This window comes from Variovorax sp. Varisp41 (assembly GCF_047325085.1).
Classification (GTDB): domain Bacteria; phylum Pseudomonadota; class Gammaproteobacteria; order Burkholderiales; family Burkholderiaceae_C; genus Variovorax.
Map to the genome: position 1 here is coordinate 3963452 of NZ_CP168540.1, position 16455 is coordinate 3979906.

Genomic DNA, 16455 nt, shown 5'->3' on the forward strand with positions numbered 1-16455 from the left:
CTGGGCCCCGGGGCAGGCCATACGCCCGACACCCGACACCCAACGCCCAAGCGAAGTTTGGTTTTTAGAAGCGGAAGTGGCTGAACGCCCGGTTGGCTTCCGCCATGCGGTGCACTTCGTCGCGCTTCTTCATCGCGCCGCCACGGCCTTCCGTGGCTTCCATCAGTTCGTTGGCCAGACGCAGGGCCATTGACTTCTCGCCGCGCTTGCGGGCGGCTTCCTTGATCCAGCGCATCGACAGGGCGAGGCGGCGGACGGGACGGACTTCGACCGGCACTTGATAGTTCGCACCGCCGACGCGGCGCGACTTCACTTCGACCATCGGCTTCACGTTGTTGATGGCAACGGTGAACGCCTCGAGGGGGTCCTTGTCCGGGTTCTTCTTCTCGATGAAGTCGAGCGCGCCATAGATGATGCGCTCGGCAACAGCCTTCTTGCCGCCTTCCATGATCACGTTCATGAACTTCGACAGCTCGACATTGCCGTACTTGGGATCCGGCAGGATTTCACGTTTGGGGACTTCGCGACGACGTGGCATTTTCTTAACCTCTTTGCTTCAGTTGGCACCGTCTCCGGCACCGCGAGAGTCGACTCGGACCCTCACTTACTCGACCCAACTGCGGGTCACTACGCTCGACATGCCCGCCAAGGCACTCGAACACCGATGAAACAACTACTGAAAGAAGAACCCGATCAGGCCTTCTTGGGACGCTTCGCGCCGTACTTGGAACGCGACTGCTTGCGGTCTTTCACGCCTTGCAGGTCGAGCGAACCGCGCACGATGTGGTAGCGCACACCGGGCAAGTCCTTGACACGACCGCCGCGAACCAGCACGACGCTGTGTTCCTGCAGGTTGTGGCCTTCGCCGCCGATGTAGGAGATGACTTCGAAGCCATTGGTCAGGCGGACCTTGGCAACTTTACGAAGTGCCGAGTTCGGCTTTTTGGGGGTCGTGGTGTAGACCCGAGTGCAGACACCGCGACGTTGCGGCGAGTTCTGCATGGCAGGGCTCTTGGACTTGATCTTTTCGACCGTCCGGCCCTGACGCACCAGTTGATTGATGGTTGGCATGAATGAATTAGTCCCAAAACGAGAAATACCCCGGAACTGCCTTGCGGCGCCCTGATCGTGACTCAGGAACCGGGAGATGACGCAAACGTGAATCCCTTCGGAATTTTCCGAAAAGCCCACGAGTATAGCAGCGGGCTCGTGAAACGGCAAAGTCAGCCGGCTTTGGAGGCATTCCGCCCCCTGCCGCCGGCCTGAAACCGCCGGCTCCCTGCCCTGCCGGTTACTTGATCCAGAGTCGGACCGCATCCCAGGCGCGGCCCAGCATGCCGGCCTGCTCGACCGGCTCCAGCGCCACCAGCGGCACCTCGGCCACCGGCTGGTCGTCGAGCGTGACCTTGAGCGTGCCCACGGGCTGGTACTTGGTGAACGGCGCCACCAGCGGGTCGGGGCGCGCGATCTGGGTCTTGAGCTTGCTGGCGGTGCCCGCGGGCACGGCGACCACGATCGGCTCGGGGCGGCCGAGCTTGAGCACATTCTGCTTGCCCTTCCAGACCGCCGGCGTGGCCGCGGGCTGGCCGCCGTCGAACAGGCGCACGGCGTCGTAGGCGGTGTAGCCCCAGTTCAGCAGCTTCTGCGATTCGTTGGCGCGCACGGTCTCGCCCGAGGTGCCGAGCACGATCGACAGCAGGCGGCGGCCGCCGGTCAGGTTCGGGAAGTCGCGCTTGGCGGTGGCGATCATGCAGTAGCCGGCGGCTTCGGTATGGCCGGTCTTCAGTCCGTCGACGGTCGGATCGCGGAACAGCAGCAGGTTGCGGTTGGTGTCGTTGGTCGAGGGCGTGCCCGGGTAGCGGTACTTCTTGATCGCGTAGTACTTGGCTTCCTCGGGGAAGTCGCGCACCAGCCGGGTCGCCAGGATGCTGAGGTCGCGCGCGGTCGTGGTGTGGCCGGGCGCGGTCAGGCCCTCGGGGTTCTTGTAGGTGGTGTTCTTCATGCCCAGCACCTTGGCCTGGGCGTTCATCATCTCGACGAAATGCTCGACCGTGCCGCCCACGCCCTCGGCCAGCGCCACGGTGGCGTCGTTGCCCGACTGCACGATCAGGCCCTTGATCAGGTCTTCCACCGGCACCTGCATCTTCGGGTCGATGAACATGCGCGAGCCCGGCATCTTCCAGGCGCGCGGGCTGACCGGCATCGTCTGCGTCAGGGTGATCTTCTTGGCGCGCAGCGCGTCGAACACGATGTAGGCCGACATCAGCTTGGTCAGCGATGCGGGCTCGACCGGGCTGTCGATGTCCTTCTGCGCGAGGATCTGGTTGGCCGTCACGTCGAGCAGCAGGTAGCTGCGCGCGGCGATCTCGGGGGGTGCGGGCACCTGGGCGGCGGCGATCAGGCAGACGGAAGCGGCGGCGGCGAGCAACAGCGCGCGGGCACCGTGGAGGAAGCGATTCATGGGAGCGATGGGAAAGAAACGAAGACGTGCCTGCAAGCCAGGCTTTCAGGCGGCCGGGTTGTCCGCGCGCAGATGGCGCGAGACCAGGCTCTTGAGCAGCGGCAATTGTCCGTGAAAGAAATGGCCGCCCCCGGGGACGACTGTGACAGGAAGTGACTGCGGCCGCGCCCAGTCCATGACGGCCGACAGCGCCACCGTGTCGTCGGCCTCGCCGTGGACCACCAGCGTGCGCTCGTGGGCCTCGGGCGGCAGCACGGCCACGGTGTTGCGCGCGGCGGCGGTGCCGACCAGCACGATCTGCCGCACGTCGCGCGCGGCCCAGAGCTTCTCGACCGCGCCGCTCGCGACGAAAGCGCCGAACGAGAAGCCGGCGATCGCCAGCGGGCCCTCGGGCGCGAGCTGGCCGACGACGTTCAGCATGTCTTCGAGCTCGCCGCGGCCCTCGTCGTGCACGCCCTGGCTGGCGCCGACGCCGCGGAAGTTGAAGCGCACCGCGGTCCAGCCGCAGGCGATGAAGGCGCGCGCGAGGGTCTGCACCACCTTGTTGTCCATGGTGCCGCCGAACAGCGGATGGGGATGGGCGATGACGGCGATGCCGCGCGCGGCCTCGGCCGGCTGGTCGCGCTGCACCTCGATGGCACCGGCGGCGCCCTGGAGGCTGATCTTTTCGGTCTGGGAATTCATGAGGCTCGGAGTGGAACGGGCCGGCAGGCCGACAGTGAGAGGGGTGCCTGCGGCGAGCACGGTACGAGCGCAGGCCCGGGCGAAAAGTTCAGCGCCCGACGTCGGGCGGCAGCAGCAGGCGCTCGACGATCTCGCCCTTCTTCAGGTGCGAGTCGACGATCTCGTCGATGTCGTCGGCATCGACGAAGGTGTACCAGACCGCCTCGGGATAGACCACGGCGACCGGGCCGCCGGCGCAGCGGTCGAGGCAGCCGGCCTTGTTGACGCGCACCTTGCCGGGCCCCGAGAGCCCCTCCTCCTTGACCCTGGACTTGCAGCGGTCGAAGCCCTGCTGGGCGTTGTGCATGGCGCAGGAATCCTCGCCGTTCTTGCGTTCGTTGAGGCAGAAGAAGATGTGGCGGCCGTAGTAGCCCGAAGGCGCGGCGTGGCTGGCGGGGGTGGACATCGGCGGATTCTAGGACCGCCGCCCGCGCGCCCGGACCTTCCCCTCAGGCGGCCGGCGCCCGGCTGCGCCGCGACAGCAGGAAGATCACGTAGGCCAGCACCCCGAAGGGCCAGAACCAGCCCAGCCACTGGGCCAGCCCGTGGAAGCGGATGAAGCGCCCCTGCTCCCAGGTCGCCAGCGTCTGCGCGAAATAGGCGCTCTCGGGCGCCTGGTTCAGCAGGCTCAGCTGCAGCACCAGCGCCACCAGCAGCAGCGCGCCGCACAGGCGCCGCGGCGCGAACAGCAGCGCCACCCCGGCGAACAGCGCCGCCGCGATGCCGACCTGCGCCGGCAACCCGAGCCAGGCCCAGGCATGGTCGGGGCCGTAGCTCAGCGCGGCCGACAGCCCGGAGGCCGCCACGCCCGTCAGCAGGATCAGCGGCAACAGCACCGCGCGCTGCACCACCGTGCGCGCCGCCAGATAGCCGAGCAGGCAGGGCACCAGCGCGCCCAGCATCACGCACAGCAGCTCGACCGCCGGCACCAGCGGCTCGAGCTCGAACTGGCGCACCGGCAGCCAGTCGATGAACGGGGTGTCGAGCAGCCATTCGGAGATCGCCGCCTCGAGCCGTTCGAACACCTGGCCCAGGCCGAAGGTCACGGCGGCCGGGAACAGCAGCGCGAACGGCCACAGCGCGAGCAGTACCAGCGCGCCGCGGGCGTCGTCGCCGAACCATTGCGCCCGGACCCGCCCCCAGTGCGCGACCGCGCCGAAGCGCTCGAGCGCCACCGCCAGCACGGCGCCCAGCAGCGCGCCGGCGCTGTTCAGGCCCAGGTCGACGTTCGAGGGAATGCGCACCGGCAGGTAGCTCTGCAGTGTTTCCATCGCGAAGGACACCGCCACGCCCGCCAGCGTGGCGCGCAGCACGGCGCGGCCGTTGCTCGCCGTGCTGCGGGTGCGCAGCACCGACAGCGCGCAGAGAAATCCGAAAGGCACGTATCCCGCGACGTTGATCGCGAAGTCGAAGCCGGTCCAGTACTTGGGCCAGGGCGCCCACAGGTAGGCCCAGGGCGCGATGCCCTGGTCGCGCCAGTCGGCGAAGGGATAGAGGCTCGCGTAGACGATCAGCGCCGCATAGGCCAGCGCAAGGGGCAGCGCGGCGGACTTGTGCTGCGTCGCCACCGCCGTCAGAAGGGCTTGACCACGACCAGGATCACGATCGCCAGCAGCAGCAGCACCGGCAGCTCGTTGAACCAGCGGTACCAGCCATGGTTGCGCCGGTTCTCGCCGGCCACGAAGCGACGCAGCAGCACCGCGCAGCCGTGGTGGTAGCCGATCGCCACCAGCACCAGCGCCAGCTTGGCGTGCATCCAGCCGTTGCCCGGGCCGCGCCCGATGCCGTAGCCCAGCCACAGCCAGAGGCCGAAGCCCAGCGCCGGCACGGCCAGGAAGGTGGTGAAGCGCAGCAGCTTGCGCGCCATCAGCAGCAGGCGCTCGCGCTCGGCGAGCGACTCGGGCGGCACCATCGCGAGGTTGACGAAGATCCGGGGCAGGTAGAACAGGCCGGCGAACCAGCTGGCGATGAAGACGATGTGGAAGGACTTGACCCAGAGCATGGCGGCCAGTTTAGTGGCCGCTCCCCGCCCCCAGGCACCCGGCTTCGGCGGCCCCACGAAAGCGGCGGACAAAAAAAAGCCCGACGTCTTCACGTCGGGCTGGGAAGCCCTTTTGCTGTCACACATCAAGGCACCCGCTCAGGGAGGAAAAGCGGGGGACGGCAAGCCGTCCGGGGCAGAATTTAACAAAGACGAAACAAGGTTTCAAGCGACTGCTGCGCTTTAATTAACATTCTCGGGTAAAAATTTATTACTTTGGTACTACTAATTTCCGTAGTTGTCGGACAACTGGTCCCATCCGCGACAACAGGTCAGGAACTTTAGTTCGGGCACAATTTTCCGCATGAGCTCCTCCCTTTCCTCCTTCGCCGCCTTCCCCGCCGGGCGCCCGCGCCGCCTTCGCCGCGACGCCTTCACGCGCAACCTGGTGCGGGAAAACGCCCTCACCACGCACGACCTGATCTACCCGGTGTTCGTGCAGGAAGGCAGCGGCCGGCGTGACGCGGTGGCCTCGATGCCGGGCGTGGAACGCCTGAGCCTCGACCTGCTGCTGCCCGTGGCCGAGCAGTGCGTGACGGCCGGCATCCCGGTGATGGCGCTGTTCCCGGTGATCGACGCGAGCCTCAAGACCCCGTCCGGCGACGAGGCCTTCAACCCCGACGGCCTGATCCCGCGCGTGGTGACGGCGCTCAAGGCGCGCTTTCCCGAACTGGGCGTGATGACCGACGTCGCGCTCGACCCCTACACCAGCCACGGCCAGGACGGCCTGCTCGACGACAGCGGCTACATCCTCAACGACCCCACGGTCGAAGTGCTGGTGAAGCAGGCGCTCACACAGTCGCAGGCCGGCGTCGACATCGTGGCGCCCAGCGACATGATGGACGGGCGCATCGGCGCGATCCGCCAGGCGCTCGAAGCGCGCGGCGACGTGCACACGCGGATCATGGCCTACAGCGCCAAGTACGCGAGCGCTTTCTACGGCCCGTTCCGCGACGCGGTCGGCTCGGCCGCCAACCTCGGCAAGAGCAACAAGAAGGTCTACCAGATGGACCCGGGCAACAGCGACGAAGCGCTGCGCGAGGTGGGAATCGACATCGCCGAGGGCGCCGACATGGTGATGGTGAAGCCCGGCATGCCCTACCTGGACATCGTGCGCCGCGTGAAGGACGAGTTCCGCGTGCCGACCTTCGCCTACCAGGTGAGCGGCGAGTACGCGATGCTCAAGGCCGCGGCCCGGAACGGCTGGCTCGACCACGACGCCGTGGTGCTCGAGAGCCTGCTGGCCTTCAAGCGCGCGGGCGCCGACGGCATCCTCACCTACTTCGCGCTCGACGCTGCCCGCCTGCTACAAACTAAGTAGCACAATGGGGCCGCCCGGCCTTCGGTCCAGGCCATCTTGAGCAAGCACGGGGGCGCGCGATGCGAATCTTCGAAATCAACAGCTCGCAGGTCAGCGAGCATGCCGCGCTGGCGCCGCTGGCCCTGCCCGGCTCCTGCAGCGCCGCCAGCTATCTCTGGATCTCGCTCACGCGCGACGAATTCCGCGCCTCGCTGCCCGAGGTGCAGCAGATCCTGCAGACCCTGTGCCAGACCCAGCTGGTCGACCTGCACGTGGCCGACCTGCTGAACGACCAGTTGCCCTCGCACAGCGACTACACCTCGCAGTACGACGTGCTGGTGTTCCGCCGGCTCGCGAGCGGCAACGGCCAGCCGGCGCCGCCCGCTTCGACCGCGCCACCCGCCACCGCCACCGCCACCGCCACCGCCGCCGCCCCGGCCCCGCGCCCGCGCGGCGGCCCGCCCGTGCTGCGCCGCATCGACACCCGCCCGGTCGGCTTCGCCGTGTTCGACCGCGTGCTGCTGTCGGTGCATCCCGAGGACGGCGCGGTGCGCGACGTCTTCGCCGCGCGCCTGCTGGCGGCCGCCGCGCCCGGCGACCGCGGTACGCCGGCGCTCGACGTGCGCGCGGTCACGAACCGCGTGCCCACCAGCCCGGCCGACCTGATGCTGCGCGTCATCAACCAGATCGTCGACGGCTACCTCGACCTGCGGCGCGAGCTCACGAAGCAGCTCGACCACTGGCAGGCCGAGCTCATCGACCCGCGCAGCCGCTTCACCAACTGGGGCGCGCTGATGGAATCGCGCCAGTCGCTGCACCACCTCGACGAGATCTGCGAGGACCAGCGCGCCGCCATGCAGGACTGGCTCGACAACCTCGAGACCCTGCCGCCGCCCAAGGACGCGGCCGAGGGGCGCGAGCGCGAGCTGGTGATGATCCGCAGCCGCGACGTGCTCGAGCACATCGAGCGCGTGGTGCACCACGTGCGCCGGCTCGAGCAGAACGCCGAGACCGCGGTGCAGATGCATTTCAGCGTGCAGGGCCACCGGGCCAACGACATCATGCGGGTGCTGACGGTGCTCACCGCCGTGTTCCTGCCGCTGAACCTGATCGCCGGCATCTTCGGCATGAACTTCGAGTTCATCCCGCTGGTGCACAAGGCCGACGGCTTCTGGATCGCCATGGGCTCGATGCTCGCGATCGCGGTGCTGCTGGTGCTGATCTTCTGGCGCAAGCGCTACCTCGCGCGCACGCGCTGACCGAACGCGCATGAAAAAAAGCCACGCGGAGCGATCTCCGCGTGGCTTTTTCTCGTCCGGATGCGAACGGCCCGAAGGCCGCCCGGTGCCGTGCGACAGCTTACTTGGCGGTGGCGCCGGTGCCTTGCTGGGCCTGGACGCGTGCGTCGAGCGGGTGTTGCATGGTCGAGATGACCTTGCTGTTCACGCGCGAACCCGAGGTCACGTTCTGGTCGGGAGCGGCGGCGGTGCGGATCGCTTCGGCTTCGACCAGGGCGCGGTCCTTCGACACGGCGACCGTTTCCGGGCCGCGCGAGCCGCGGGTCACGTTCTGGTTCGGAGCGGCGGCGGCGCGCACGGCTTCGGTGTTGACTTCGTCGCGGCTCTTGGTCGAGACGGCCTGGGTCACGCCTTCATAGGTTTCGGCTTGGGCGCCAGCGGCGGCAACGAGGGCCAGAGCGGCGGCGGCGATGATGTGCGAGGTCTTCATTTCGTTTGTCCTTGATACGGTACGTCGGAGGGTTTAGCCACCAGGCGCGCGAATCGGCTCGCCTGTGCGGCGAGTTTCAAGGCGAAATCGTTCGGGAAAACACCCGGTTCAGAGACACGGTGTTTCCGGTATTGAAACAATGTCAGGTCGACCGTTCAGTCATTAACCTGGGCGCGCAGCGGGCCATTCCGCCCCGCCGCATGCTCAGCGCCCGGTACGCGGCGTGCCCGGCACGGCCTTGATCTGCGGCGGGATCTCGCTGTTGACGAAGGCGCGGCGGTCGAGGTTCAGGCTCGGGTCGTGCGAGGCCGCCACCGCCTCGGCGCGTACCGCCGCGCGGTCGCGCCCGCCGGTGCGCGGCGCGGCGAGCGGCCGCTCGGCCTCCACGTCGCCATACGCATTGCCGGCGCGCGCCGCCGCGGCGGCTTCGGCGGCCAGCGCGGCGCGGTCCGCGCCGGGGCCGATCGGCCGGATCGGATCGAAGGCCTGGGCGAGCGCCCCGCCGGCCGGCAGCCACAGGGCCGCCAGTGCCAGCATCGCCGGCGCGAGGGCCGCATGGAATCGAAAAGTACGTGTCATCGAATGCATCCTTGCCTGCGTGCGAGTCGCGGCGCGCCACGAAAGTGCCGCGCGGCCATGCTAAGAAAAACCCTTGAGAATCGCGCCATCGCCCAGCGCTACCGGCACGACATCCATGGACAGCCTCGACCTGATCAGAACCTTTCGCGAAGTCGCGGCGCATGGCAGCTTCTCGCAGGCGGCCAAGCGGCTCGACATGTCCAAGGCCACGGTCAGCAAGTATGTCGCCGAACTCGAGACCCGCTTCGGCGTGCGCCTGCTCAACCGCTCCACGCGCTCGGTGAGCCTCACCGACGCCGGCCAGCTGCTGCTGGAGCGCAGCACGCCGGTGCTCGAGATGGTCGAGCTCACGCAGGCCGAGCTGCAGGAGCGCGCGAGCCAGCCCGGCGGCCGGCTGCGCATCTCGGCGCCGCACGGCATGGGCAACGGCGAGTTCCCCAACCTGCTGGCCGACTTCATGCGCCACTACCCCGACGTGCGCATCAGCCTGCAGCTGACCAACCGCACGGTCGACCTCGCCGAGGAAGGCATCGACGTCGACATCCGCAGCGGCCCGGTGGAGGACGCCAACCTGATCATGCGCAAGCTGCGGCTCATGAACATGGTGGTGTGCGCCTCGCCGGTCTACTGGAAGAAGCACGGCAAGCCCGAGCATCCGCGCGACCTGGCGGACCACGAGGCGCTCACCCACTCGCTGCTCGGCGCCCAGCCGGTCTGGCGCTTCGACGACGGCGGCGAGCCGCTCGACGTACACGTCAGGAGCCGCATGGACTGCACCGAGGGCGCGCCGCTGATCCGCATCGCGATGCGCGGCTTCGGCGTGATCTACCTGCCCTCGATCCTGGTGCAGTCGCACATCGACCAGGGCGAGCTGGTGCCGGTGCTGCAGGACTATGCGCGCAAGGACATGTGGCTGTCGGCCGTCTACCTGCAGCGGCGCCACAACAGCGCCGCGCTGCGCGCGCTGCTCGACTTCCTCGAGACCCGCGTGGGCGACAAGCCCGGCCTCAAGAAATGAAAAAGCCCGGCGGCGCCGGGCTCCCATGCGACGAAGCGAGCGTGCTCAGCCGATGTGCTGCGCGAAGAAGGCCAGCACGCGCTCGCGCGCCAGCTTGGCCGCGTCGGCGTCGTACGAGCCGCGCTGGTCGCAGTTGAAGCCGTGGCCCACCGGGTACACGTGCACCTCGACCTCGGGATGGGCCTTCTTGAAGCTCTCGATGGTGTCGAGCGGGATCCAGTGGTCCTGGTTGCCGAAGTGGGCCTGCACCGGCACCTTGGGCTGGCGCGCGGTTTCCTCGGGCGAGGTCATGCCGCCACCGTAGTAGGGCGCGGCGGCCGAGAGGCCGGGCACCAGCGCGGCGGCGCGCCAGGTCAGCAGGCCGCCCCAGCAGTAGCCGACGATGCCGACCTTGCCGGCCTTGGCCGCGTAGGCCACGGCGGCCTCGATGTCCTGCAGCACGCCGGGCGCGGGCAGCGCCTCCACGGCCGTCTTCAGGCCGAAGCCCGTCTTCATGTCGTCCTCGCTGTAGCCCAGCTCGACGCCCGGCTTCACGCGGTGGAAGGTCGCGGGCGCGACGGCCAGGTAGCCCGCGGCCGCGTAGCCATCGGCCACCGAGCGGATGTGCGAGTTGACGCCGAAGATCTCCTGCACCACGACGACGGCACCGCGCGGCGTGCCGGCGGGTTCGGCCACGTAGGCGGGGAAGACGAAGCCGTCCTTGGCTGTGAGATCGATGAATTGACCCATGAGTTGTTGCTCCTTTGATGGCAATGGGAAGGATGGAGGGAATGCGTGTCCGGTGCGTGTCGGCGGCGTTCAGCCCGCCGGCCCCGCGCGCAGCGCGCGTTCGACGAAATCGAGCCGGTCCTGGCCCCAGAAGATCTCGCCGTCGATCACGTAGCTCGGCGCGCCGAAGACCTGGATGTCGATGGCCTCCTGCGTGTAGGCCTCGTACCGTTCCTGCACCGCCTGGCTCTGCGCCTGCTCGGCGCGCTTGGCCGGCAGGCCGCATTCGGCCACCAGCGCCTCGAGCACCTTGGGGTCGCCGATGTTGCGCTCCTGCGCCCACACCGCGCCGAACACCGCCGCGCACATGCGCATCGCGGCCTCGCAGCCGTCGTTGAGATCGACCGCGATGATCAGCCGCGCCGCGTCGTCGCCCGCGACCGGAAAGAACTTCGGCTTCGGATGCAGCGGAATGCCCAGGTGCTTCGAGAAGCGCGCCAGTTCGACCAGCCGGTAGGCCTGCCGCTGCGGCGCGCGCTTGCCCAGCGGCAGCCCGCCCGAGACCGGAAAGATGCTGCCCATGTCCACCGGTCGCACGCGCACCGTGGCGCCGGCCGCGGCCGCGATCGCGGCGAAGCGCGCATGGCCCAGGTAGGTCCAGGGGCTTTGGGGGGGGAAGTAGTAGTCGATGGTCTTGCTCATGAATTCACCTCCGCGCACGAAGCGCCGCCGGAACATCCCGGTACTGCGGGTAAGGCCCGCGACTTGCGAGCCACCCTCGGTGATGTAATCCGGACCGACGGTTTTAACTGACGCGCAGCTTTTGTGCAGGAGATCGGAATTGAACCAGCAGGTGCTCTTGGTCACGGGGGGCGGACGCGGCATCGGCGCCGCCACCGCCTTGCTGGCGGCGCGGCGCGGCCATGCCGTGGCGGTCAACTACGCGAGCAACTCGCTCGCGGCCGACGAAGTCGTGCGCGCGATCCGCGCCGCGGGCGGCAAAGCGATCGCGGTGCAGGCCGATGTCGGCGACGAAGCGCAGGTGATGGCCATGTTCGAGCAGGTCGACGCCAGGCTCGGCCGGCTCACGGCGCTGGTCAACAGCGCCGGCGTGGTCGACGTGCGCGCGCGCGCCGACGAGATGAGCGCGGCGCGGCTGGAACGCATGTTCCGCATCAATGTGGTCGGCAGCTTCGTCTGCGCGCGCGAGGCGGTGCGCCGCATGAGCACGCGCCACGGCGGCACGGGCGGCGTGATCGTCAACCTCTCGAGCGCCGCCTCGCGGCTGGGTTCGCCCGAGCAGTACGTGGACTACGCCGCGAGCAAGGGCGCGATCGACACCTTCACGCTCGGCCTGGCCAAGGAAGTGGCCGACGAGGGCATTCGCGTCAACGCGGTGCGCCCGGGCCTGATCGACACCGAGATCCATGCCTCGGGCGGCATGCCCGACCGGGCCTTCGACCTCGCCGCCTCGGTGCCGATGAAGCGCCCCGGCAGCGCGGAAGAGGTGGCGAACGCGATCGTGTGGCTGCTGTCCGACGAGGCCAGCTACACCACCATGGCCCTGCTCGACGTCTCGGGAGGACGCTGATGAGCACCTCGATGGACCTGATCAAGCCGCTGGTCACGCTGGTGGCGATCGTCAACCCGCTGGCCATCGTGCCCTTCTTCATCCACTACACGCAGGGCTACTCCGACGCGCAGCGCCGCCGCACGGTGCGCATGTCGGCCTTCAGCGCCTTCGTGGTGATCGCGGTCAGCGCGCTGATCGGCCTGCAGCTCCTGTCCTTCTTCGGCATCTCGATCGCGAGCTTCCAGGTCGGCGGTGGCCTGCTGCTGCTGATGAGCTCGCTGTCGATGCTCAACGCGCAGCCGGCCGAGAGCAAGACCAACGTCGAGGAGCTGCGCGCCACCGAGGTCAAGGCCTCGATGGGCGCCTCCATCGCGGTGGTGCCGCTGACCATCCCGCTGCTCACCGGCCCGGCCACCATCTCCACCGTGGTGATCTACGCCGACAAGGCCAGGCACCTGTGGGAGCTCGCGGTGCTCGTGGGCTACGGCGTGGTGGTGGCGCTGGCCACGGCCATCGCCTTCTCGCTCGCCCAGCCGATCGCCCGCGTGCTCGGCAAGACCGGCATCAACATCATGACCCGGCTCATGGGCCTGATCCTCGCGGCGCTGGCGGTCGAGGTGATGACCGACGGCCTCGGCAAGCTGTTCCCGATCCTCGCCAAGTAGCGCGACCGGATGCGGGCCGGCTCAGCCCAGCATCTTCTCGATGATCTTCCAGTGCGCCGGCTCCACCGGCGTGATCGACAGCCGGTTGCCCTTTCGCAGGATCGTGAGCTCGGCCAGTTCGGGCTTCGCGCGCAGCTCGGGCAGCGCCAGCAGGCGCGTCTTGCGCAGCGCCTGCACGTCCACCAGCAGCCAGCGCGGATCGTCCTGCTTCGAGGCCGCGTCGTAGTAGGGCGACTTCGGGTCGAACTGCGTGGGATCGGGCTTGATGCCCGAGGCCACGCGCGCGAGGCCGGCGATGCCGGGCTCGGGGCAGCTCGAGTGATAGAACAGCACGCCGTCGCCGACCTTCATGCCGTCGCGCATGAAGTTGCGGGCCTGGTAGTTGCGCACGCCGGTCCACGCCACGGTGGCGTCGGGCGCGGCCAGCGCATCGTCGATCGAGACCTCGTCGGGCTCGGATTTCATCAGCCAGTACTGGGGCATGGCGTTCTCGCGAGGATGGGATGCCGCGCAATATAGCCGCCCGCCCCGCCGCCGGGGCCCGGCCTCAGGGTGCCACGTAGTCCGACACCACCACCCACTTGCCGTCCTTGATCTGCGACAGCCGCGACTGGTCGTTGCCCAGGCGCTTGGTGGCGGTGTAGGTGCTCTTCGGGCTGCCGAACATGTCGGGCTCGAAGGTGATGCTGTCCATGGCCTTGATGAAGCTGTCGGTCGTGAGGTTCGGGCCGGCCTTCTGCGCCGCCTTGATGAAGGAGTCGACGATCACGTAGCCGTAGACCGAGAACACGGTCGGGTCCTCGTTGAACTTGGTCTTGTACTTGTTGGCCCAGAAGCGCAGCGGCTGCGACTGCTCGTCGGTGTAGGGGTTCTGCACCGTCATGGTCGCGTAGATGCCGTCCATGGCCTTGCCGCCGAGCTTGTGGATCAGGTCGGTGTAGGCCGCGCTCGAGCCCAGGAAGGTCGGGTTGAAGCCGGTCTTGCGCGCCTCGCCCACCGTGCCGATGGTCTCGCGGATGATGGTGCCGAGCACCACCAGGTCGCAGTTGGCGGCCTTCATCTTCGCGACCTGCGAACTGAAGTCGGTGGCGCCGCGCTTGAACGAGGTCTTCTCGGCCAGCTCCATGTTGACGGTCTTGAGGCCGGCCTCGGCGCCGCGCTGCACCTCGAGGCCGAACTCGTCGTCCTGGTAGATGGTGCAGACCTTCTTAGCGCCCTTGTCCTTCACCATCTTCGGCAGCGCCAGGCGGATCTGGTCGTAGTAGGTGGCGGCGAACGAGTACTTGAGGCGGTTGAGCGGCTCGTACATCTCGCGCGCCGCGGTGATCGGCATGTAGTTGACGACGTTCTTGTCGAACTGCACCGGCATCGCCGCCATGTTCTGCGCCGTGCCGATGTGGCCGGCCATGATGAAGATCTTCTCCTGGTTCACCAGCTTCTGCGCCGCCAGCACGGCCTTCTTCGGGTCGTAGCCCGAGTCCTCGACGTAGAGCTTGAGCTTGCGGCCGTTGACGTCGCCCTGCTCGTTGAGCTCGTCCACGCGCAGCTGCATGCCGTTGCGCGCCTGCTTGCCGAAGCCGGCGAGCGGCCCCGAGAGATCCTGGATCGTGCCGATGCGGATCTCGTCCTTGGTCACGCCCTGCTGCGCGGACGCGAGCGTCGCGGCCAGGCCCAGCACGGCCAGCATCGTCGGTGTCTTGAGCTTCATGCGCTTGTCTCCTCGGGTTGGCGAAAGAATCGGGTGGCGATCGGAACGTTTTTTCGATGCGCTCAGCGGTACATGGCCTCGATGCGCGGCGCGTACTTGGTCTGCACCAGCTTGCGCTTGAGCTTCATGGTCGGCGTCAGCTCCTCGTCCTCGGCACTCAGCTGCGTCTCGAGCAGGAAGAACTTCTTGATCTGCTCCACGCGCGCGAACTTCGCATTGACGCGGTCGATCTCGCCCTGGATCAGGTCGAGCACCTCCTGCGTGCGCGTGAGGCTTTCGTAGTTGCTGAACGGCACGTCGTTGTCCTGCGCGAATTTCTCGACGTTCTCCTGGTCGATCATCACGATCACCGTCAGGTAGGGCCTCTTGTCGCCGATCACCACCGCGTCGGTGACGTAGGGGCTGAACTTGAGTTCGTTCTCGAGTTCGCTCGGCGTGATGTTCTTGCCACCTGCCGTGATGATGATGTCCTTCATGCGGTCGGTGATGCGGAAATACCCTTCCGCGTCGACCGTGCCGACGTCGCCGGTGTGCAGCCAGCCCTCGGCGTCGATGGTCTCGGCGGTCTTCTCGGGCAGGTTCAGGTAGCCCATGAAGACGTTCGGGCCGCGCACCAGGATCTCGCCGGTCTGCGGATCGAGGCGCACCTCGTTGTAGCCGGCCGCCGGGCCGATCGAGCCCGGCATGATGCGCGTGACCGGCACGCCGGTGGAAGCGCCGCACGACTCCGTCATGCCCCAGACCTCGAGCATCGGCACGCCGAGCGCGAGGTACCAGCGCACCAGCTCGGGCGAGATCGGCGCGGCACCGGTCACGAGGAAGCGCGCGCGGTGGATGCCGATCAGCTTGCGCACGTTGTCGAGCGCGAGCCAGCGCGCCAGGCGGAACTTCAGGCGCAGCCCCGCGCCCACCGGCCGGCCCTCGAGCACCCGCTGCGCGATCTGCTGGCCCACGCCGATGCTCCAGCCGTAGGCCGCCTGCTGCAGCCGGCTGGCCTCCTTGAGCGCGATCATCACGCCCGAGTAGAACTTCTCCCACACGCGCGGCACGGCCGTGAACACCGTAGGCGCGATCTCGCGCACGTTCTCGGGCACGGTCTCGGGGTTCTCGACGAAGTTGAGGATCGATCCGGTGTACATCGCGAAGTACTCGCCGCCCATGCGCTCGGCGATGTGGCACAGCGGCAGGAAGCACATGCGCTCGTCGCTCTCGTCCTGCGCCAGCAGCGTGTTGTAGCCGCGCATGGTGTAGACCAGCCCGCCGTGGCTGTGCATCGCGCCCTTGGGCTTGCCGGTGGTGCCCGAGGTGTAGACCAGGATCGCGAGGTCCTCGGCGCGGCAGGCGGCCACGCGCTGCTCGAGCGCCTGCGGATGCGCGGCCAGGTGCGCGCGGCCCAGGGCACGCAGTGCCTGCAGGCTCAGCACGTCGGGGTCGTCGAGCTCGCGCAGGCCCTCCATGTCGAACACCACCACCTTGCGCAGCAGCGGCAGCGCGGCGCGCACCTCGAGCGCCTTGTCGAGCTGCTCGTCGTCCTCGACGAACAGCACCGTGGTGCGCGAGTCCTCGCACAGGTACTGCACCTGCGAGGCCGCGTCGGTCGGGTAGATGCCGTTGGAGACGCCGCCGCAGCTGAGCACGGCCACGTCGGCCAGCACCCATTCGATGACGGTGTTCGACAGCACCGAGGCGCACTCGCCGGCCGCGAAGCCCAGCGCCATCAGGCCGCCCGCGATCTCGCGCACCGCCTCGGCGGTCTGGCCCCAGGTCCAGCTGCGCCAGATGCCGAACTCCTTCTGCCGCATCCAGACCTTGTCGCGGCGCAACTCGACCGCTTTCCAGAACACGGCCGGGATGGTGTCGCCCGGCACCACCACCTCGGTGCGGGGCTGCAGGTGCGCCAGGTCCCAGAGGCCGGCCGGCGCGCGCAGTGCGAAGGTGCTGCTCATCGGTG

The 16455-nt window shown here is 68.2% G+C and carries 19 protein-coding genes; 5 read left to right on the top strand and 14 right to left on the bottom strand.

Annotated features, from left to right (window positions below):
• Positions 1–64 precede the first annotated feature (64 nt).
• From rpsG to ACEN9J_RS18305, 7 genes are all read right to left on the bottom strand, one after another.
• Positions 65–538, bottom strand: coding sequence for a 30S ribosomal protein S7 (gene rpsG, locus ACEN9J_RS18275; RefSeq protein WP_007829591.1), 474 nt, complete (start codon positions 536–538; stop codon positions 65–67).
• 155 nt (positions 539–693) lie between these two features.
• Positions 694–1071, bottom strand: a complete 378-nt coding sequence (gene rpsL, locus ACEN9J_RS18280) for a 30S ribosomal protein S12 (protein WP_057597516.1) — start codon at positions 1069–1071, stop codon at positions 694–696.
• 220 nt (positions 1072–1291) lie between these two features.
• The gene (locus tag ACEN9J_RS18285) at positions 1292–2461 is read right to left on the bottom strand and encodes a D-alanyl-D-alanine carboxypeptidase family protein (RefSeq protein ID WP_057597515.1); all 1170 of its coding nucleotides are present in this window, start codon (positions 2459–2461) and stop codon (positions 1292–1294) included.
• Between the two features lie 45 nt (positions 2462–2506).
• A complete protein-coding gene (locus ACEN9J_RS18290) occupies positions 2507–3145 on the bottom strand; it encodes an alpha/beta hydrolase (protein WP_413761704.1) in 639 nt (212 codons plus the stop codon).
• A gap of 88 nt (positions 3146–3233) precedes the next feature.
• Positions 3234–3590, bottom strand: coding sequence for a (2Fe-2S) ferredoxin domain-containing protein (locus ACEN9J_RS18295; protein WP_057597513.1), 357 nt, complete (start codon positions 3588–3590; stop codon positions 3234–3236).
• A gap of 43 nt (positions 3591–3633) precedes the next feature.
• Positions 3634–4752: a VanZ family protein gene (locus ACEN9J_RS18300; RefSeq protein ID WP_057597512.1), complete on the bottom strand. Its 1119-nt coding sequence runs from the start codon at positions 4750–4752 to the stop codon at positions 3634–3636.
• 5 nt (positions 4753–4757) lie between these two features.
• Entirely contained in the window at positions 4758–5186 is a 429-nt protein-coding gene (locus tag ACEN9J_RS18305; protein ID WP_057597511.1) for a CopD family protein, read from the bottom strand.
• A gap of 343 nt (positions 5187–5529) precedes the next feature.
• On the opposite strand from ACEN9J_RS18305, the gene hemB reads away from it, so the two are divergent.
• Entirely contained in the window at positions 5530–6546 is a 1017-nt protein-coding gene (gene hemB, locus ACEN9J_RS18310) for a porphobilinogen synthase (protein ID WP_413761705.1), read from the top strand.
• A gap of 59 nt (positions 6547–6605) precedes the next feature.
• Complete coding sequence (locus tag ACEN9J_RS18315) at positions 6606–7784, top strand: magnesium transporter CorA family protein (protein ID WP_413761706.1); 1179 nt, start codon at positions 6606–6608, stop codon at positions 7782–7784.
• Positions 7785–7884: 100 nt separating this feature from the next.
• On the opposite strand, the gene ACEN9J_RS18320 is transcribed toward ACEN9J_RS18315, so the two are convergent.
• Positions 7885–8253, bottom strand: a complete 369-nt coding sequence (locus ACEN9J_RS18320; RefSeq protein WP_057597508.1) for a DUF4148 domain-containing protein — start codon at positions 8251–8253, stop codon at positions 7885–7887.
• Between the two features lie 204 nt (positions 8254–8457).
• Positions 8458–8832, bottom strand: coding sequence for an alpha/beta hydrolase (locus tag ACEN9J_RS18325; protein WP_261215248.1), 375 nt, complete (start codon positions 8830–8832; stop codon positions 8458–8460).
• A gap of 115 nt (positions 8833–8947) precedes the next feature.
• Here ACEN9J_RS18325 and ACEN9J_RS18330 point away from each other — a divergent pair, with 115 nt between their 5' ends.
• Entirely contained in the window at positions 8948–9850 is a 903-nt protein-coding gene (locus ACEN9J_RS18330) for a LysR family transcriptional regulator (RefSeq protein ID WP_057595108.1), read from the top strand.
• A 45-nt stretch (positions 9851–9895) separates the two neighbouring features.
• Here ACEN9J_RS18330 and ACEN9J_RS18335 read toward each other — a convergent pair whose 3' ends face one another.
• Together ACEN9J_RS18335 and ACEN9J_RS18340 are read right to left on the bottom strand one after the other, a co-directional pair.
• On the bottom strand, positions 9896–10579 hold the full coding sequence (locus tag ACEN9J_RS18335) for a dienelactone hydrolase family protein (protein WP_057595109.1): 684 nt from the start codon (positions 10577–10579) through the stop codon (positions 9896–9898).
• A gap of 69 nt (positions 10580–10648) precedes the next feature.
• Positions 10649–11260 carry a 2-hydroxychromene-2-carboxylate isomerase gene (locus ACEN9J_RS18340; protein WP_413761707.1) on the bottom strand — a complete coding sequence of 204 codons (612 nt, stop codon included), beginning with the start codon at positions 11258–11260 and terminating at the stop codon, positions 10649–10651.
• Positions 11261–11399: 139 nt separating this feature from the next.
• On the opposite strand from ACEN9J_RS18340, the gene ACEN9J_RS18345 reads away from it, so the two are divergent.
• Positions 11400–12149: an SDR family oxidoreductase gene (locus ACEN9J_RS18345; RefSeq protein ID WP_413761708.1), complete on the top strand. Its 750-nt coding sequence runs from the start codon at positions 11400–11402 to the stop codon at positions 12147–12149.
• A complete protein-coding gene (locus ACEN9J_RS18350) occupies positions 12149–12796 on the top strand; it encodes a MarC family protein (RefSeq protein ID WP_413761709.1) in 648 nt (215 codons plus the stop codon). The genes ACEN9J_RS18345 and ACEN9J_RS18350 overlap by 1 nt, the downstream gene beginning before the upstream one ends.
• Before the next feature lie 21 nt (positions 12797–12817).
• On the opposite strand, the gene ACEN9J_RS18355 is transcribed toward ACEN9J_RS18350, so the two are convergent.
• The 3 genes from ACEN9J_RS18355 to ACEN9J_RS18365 form a co-directional block, all read right to left on the bottom strand.
• The gene (locus ACEN9J_RS18355) at positions 12818–13279 is read right to left on the bottom strand and encodes an EVE domain-containing protein (protein ID WP_057595112.1); all 462 of its coding nucleotides are present in this window, start codon (positions 13277–13279) and stop codon (positions 12818–12820) included.
• A gap of 64 nt (positions 13280–13343) precedes the next feature.
• Positions 13344–14504, bottom strand: a complete 1161-nt coding sequence (locus ACEN9J_RS18360; RefSeq protein WP_057595113.1) for an ABC transporter substrate-binding protein — start codon at positions 14502–14504, stop codon at positions 13344–13346.
• A 62-nt stretch (positions 14505–14566) separates the two neighbouring features.
• Positions 14567–16450, bottom strand: a complete 1884-nt coding sequence (locus ACEN9J_RS18365; protein ID WP_413761710.1) for an AMP-dependent synthetase/ligase — start codon at positions 16448–16450, stop codon at positions 14567–14569.
• Positions 16451–16455 lie beyond the last annotated feature (5 nt).